Origin of the sequence: Peribacillus sp. NPDC058002 (assembly GCF_042886655.1) — a bacterium.
GTDB classification, from domain to species: Bacteria; Bacillota; Bacilli; order Bacillales; family DSM-1321; genus Peribacillus; species Peribacillus aracenensis.
Genome location: NZ_JBHVQU010000215.1, coordinates 1 through 3,318 on the forward strand (window position 1 = coordinate 1; position 3,318 = coordinate 3,318).

The 3,318-nt window shown below is 40.1% G+C and carries 4 protein-coding genes; all 4 read left to right on the forward strand.

The features are described from left to right. Nucleotides 1-208: 208 nt before the first annotated feature. The 4 genes from ACFVSH_RS21880 (at nucleotide 209) to ACFVSH_RS21895 (ending at nucleotide 3,197) form a co-directional block, all read left to right on the forward strand. Nucleotides 209-937 (forward strand): amino acid ABC transporter ATP-binding protein, encoded by a 729-nt coding sequence (locus ACFVSH_RS21880; protein ID WP_076369572.1) that lies wholly within the window; start codon nucleotides 209-211, stop codon nucleotides 935-937. A 22-nt stretch (nucleotides 938-959) separates the two neighbouring features. Further along, complete coding sequence (locus tag ACFVSH_RS21885) at nucleotides 960-1,787, forward strand: transporter substrate-binding domain-containing protein (protein WP_387598973.1); 828 nt, start codon at nucleotides 960-962, stop codon at nucleotides 1,785-1,787. A 106-nt stretch (nucleotides 1,788-1,893) separates the two neighbouring features. Next, entirely contained in the window at nucleotides 1,894-2,532 is a 639-nt protein-coding gene (locus tag ACFVSH_RS21890) for an amino acid ABC transporter permease (protein ID WP_076369568.1), read from the forward strand. A gap of 14 nt (nucleotides 2,533-2,546) precedes the next feature. Continuing rightward, entirely contained in the window at nucleotides 2,547-3,197 is a 651-nt protein-coding gene (locus ACFVSH_RS21895; RefSeq protein ID WP_387598970.1) for an amino acid ABC transporter permease, read from the forward strand. The last annotated feature ends 121 nt before the right edge of the window (nucleotides 3,198-3,318 follow it).

Sequence of the window (3,318 nt, forward strand, 5' to 3'; positions counted from 1 at the left end):
GTGTGAATATTGAATATATTATTTAAATTACTAGTTTAAAATAACAATAAAAATGGTCGTTTCACTATCACTCTCAAAGTATTGGGAAATAATGGTGGGAGAAAGGATTATACATAAAATTTGAGGAGAATGCTATATTACGCTTGTGGAATTCTGATTATTAAAAATTTTTAGTTGCGTAAGATTGATTAGGGGCGGAGGGCTAATTATGATAGTTTTTGACCGAGTGAATAAGTTTTATGGCGATTTCCATGTATTGAAAGAGATTAATCTTACGATTAAGAAGGGGGAAGTGGTCGTGGTCATCGGACCATCCGGATCAGGGAAAAGTACACTGCTTCGATGCATTAATCGTCTAGAGACCATTTCGGAAGGTTCCCTTTCCATAAATGGTTCAAATGTAGCGGATAAAAAAACGGACATAAACAAACTCCGTCGGAATATCGGTATGGTTTTCCAGCATTTTCACTTGTATCCTCATAAAACCGTGCTAGAGAATATCATGCTTGCCCCAAGGAAGGTTTTAGGCCAATCCGAAGAGGAAGCGAAAAAGATTGCACTAAAGTATTTGGACAAGGTGGGGATTGGAGATAAAGCGAATTCATTTCCTTCCCAGCTTTCTGGTGGACAGCAACAACGGGTAGCGATTGCCAGAGGTTTGGCAATGGGTCCCGAAATCATGCTATTTGATGAACCTACCTCAGCCTTGGATCCAGAAATGATCGGCGAGGTACTGGATGTAATGAAGGCCCTTGCCCATGAAGGCATGACGATGGTGGTGGTTACACACGAAATGGGATTTGCCCGTGAAGTAGCGGATCGAATCGTATTCATGGACGAAGGCAGGGTTTTGGAAGAGGCATCACCGGCTGAGTTTTACGCCAATCCTCGTGAAGAGAGGGCTCGTTTATTCCTTAGCCGTATATTAAATCATTAAATAAAAAACAGGGGTGAATTTCATGTTTAAGAAAAAGAAATGGTTAAAATTATCTTTGCTATCATTACTGGCTGTCATCTTATTAGCTGGATGCGGCGGGGGCAAGGAATCAGACAAAGCTGATGATGGTGGAGGTAAAGACAAAGCAAAAGATGTTCTCGCACAAGTGAAGGAAAAGGATAAGATCGTTTTCGGGGTGAAAAATGATACAAGGCTATTCGGTCTGAAAAATCCTAAGACTGGAGATGTAGAAGGCTTTGATATTGATATCGCCAAAGCTCTTGCAGCAGAAATCCTTGGTGATGAGAATAAAGTTGAATTTAAAGAAGTGACATCTAAGACAAGGATGGCATTATTGAATAATGGTGATATCGATGCGATTGTAGCGACCATGACAATCACGGAAGATCGTAAAAAAGAAGTTGACTTCACTGATGTTTACTTCGATGCCGGACAATCTTTGTTAGTCAAAAAGGGCAGTGATATTAAGGGTATTGATAGCTTAAAAGGGAAAAAGGTATTGGCCGTCAAGGGCTCTACTTCTTCCATAAATATCCGTGAAAAAGCTCCTGAAGCACAAGTGCTTGAATTTGAAAACTATTCCGAAGCGTTCGCCGCACTTAAATCCGGGCAAGGGGATGCCTTGACAACGGATGATTCCATCCTTTATGGAATGGCGGATGAGGATCCAAGTTATGAACTTGTTGGCGGTACATTTACGGAAGAGCCTTATGGAATTGCCGTGAAAAAAGGAAATGCTGACTTTGTTGGCGAGTTGAATAAAGCTCTTAAGTCACTTAAAGATTCAGGCAAGTACGATGAAATCCATGATAAATGGATTAAACATTAAACATTTTAGCAAATGTATAAGGGAAGCTGGCCTTAAATAACATTTGAACATATGTCTGTGGGGATGAGCGTTTTGCTCATCCTTACTAGTTAAAGGAGTGTACGCCGTGCTTGATTTCTCCATTTTAACAGAGAACCTGGATATGTATTTATTAGGCTTTAGAAATACGATCATGTCGAGTTTGATCGCGTTGGTAGCGAGTTTGATTCTTGGTGTGCTTATTGCTATCATGCGGATTGCGCCGATAAAGCCACTAAACTGGCTGGGTACCGCCTATGTCGAGTTCATTCGGAATATACCGTTATTGATCATAACCTTTTTCTTCTTTCTCGGTCTTAAACTTAGCGGTCTATACGCAGGGACATTGGCTTTGACCATTTACACTTCATCTTTCATAGCTGAGGCAATTCGAGCGGGCATACTTTCCGTGCCAAAGGGTCAAATGGAAGCTGCCCGTTCTTCAGGCCTGACATATGGGCAGGCAATGAGGCTAGTCATATTGCCACAGGCCGTTAAAATAGTCATACCTCCTTTAGGGAACCAATTTATCAATCTAGTTAAGAATTCTTCCATTTTGGCCGTCGTTGCAGGACTCGATCTTATGTACCACGGGGATTTGATTTCTTCAAGGACATTTGTCGTGTTTGATGTGTATATTTTCGTTGCAGCCTTTTACTTAATACTTACCATTCCTTTAAGTTTTGGCGTTGGTTATTTGGAAAAACGTCTGGCTAAGAGTAATTGAAGGAGGTATATGATATGGATTTTGCAGGTGCCTATACACCAGATAATCTTAAGTTTTTATTAGAAGGATTTTGGGTAACGCTCCAGGTAGCTTTTATATCCATCATTCTAAGTTTCATTATTGGCGGGCTTGTTGGTATTATCCGTTACGCAAAGGTGCCGGTGATATCACAAATATTGGCTTTGATTGTAGAAACGATTCGGAATTTACCGCTGTTATTAATAATATTTTTTACGTATTTTGCTTTGCCGGAGGTGAGGATTAAACTGGAAATCATTCCAGCGGCCATTGTTGCCTTGACAATATTCGAGTCTGCCATGCTTTCTGAAGTCATTCGAAGTGGACTTAAATCGATTGATAAAGGCCAAATGGAAGCTGCCCGTTCATCAGGCTTGAGCTATACACAGGCATTGATACATATTATTCTTCCCCAAGCGCTGCGCCGCATGGTTCCTCCTATTGTCAGCCAATTCATTTCATTATTAAAGGATACCTCTTTAGCTGTTGTCATCTCTTTACCGGAGCTGACTCATCATGGTCAAATCATATATGGACAAAGTCAAAAGTACTTAATCCCAATTTTGATCCTTGTGGCTCTCATGTATTTCATTGTTAACTATTGTCTCTCTATGGTAGCCCAAAGACTTGAATTGAAACGAACCTAAAAAAACGACTCAGGAATGAGTCGTGTTGTACATTTCAACAAAATGAGGTTTTTGCGTTAACCACGGACCATAGTTTATAATAAGAATAGAGTAGCGACAATTAGTTTTTAATTTTTAATTA